This window comes from Cetobacterium somerae ATCC BAA-474, from assembly GCF_000479045.1.
Taxonomy (GTDB): domain Bacteria; phylum Fusobacteriota; class Fusobacteriia; order Fusobacteriales; family Fusobacteriaceae; genus Cetobacterium_A; species Cetobacterium_A somerae.
The window spans coordinates 1-232 of record NZ_KI518141.1 but is presented as its reverse complement, the minus strand read 5'-3'; the positions used below and the strand labels follow the sequence as shown (position 1 = coordinate 232).

Genomic DNA, 232 nt, shown 5'->3' with positions numbered 1-232 from the left:
AAAGAGCAGTTAACAATAATAAAAAAAGAGGTTACAAAAGTTATTGAGAAGCAATATAAGCTTTATACTGCAATTATAAATAAAATAAAAATAGATGCTAAAATTTCAATAAAGACGTATGAAGAGTTACAAGGAAAAGAGTTACGATTCATAGAAAACTACTATAACGAACTCCTTTTTCCAATACTAATCCCAATGGAAATAGATACTTTTAGACCATTTCCACATTTAA

The 232-nt window shown here is 26.3% G+C and carries 1 pseudogene; it reads left to right on the top strand.

Annotated features, from left to right (window positions below):
* Positions 1 to 232 (top strand): annotated as a pseudogene (locus HMPREF0202_RS15295) (RNA degradosome polyphosphate kinase); the annotation flags it as partial.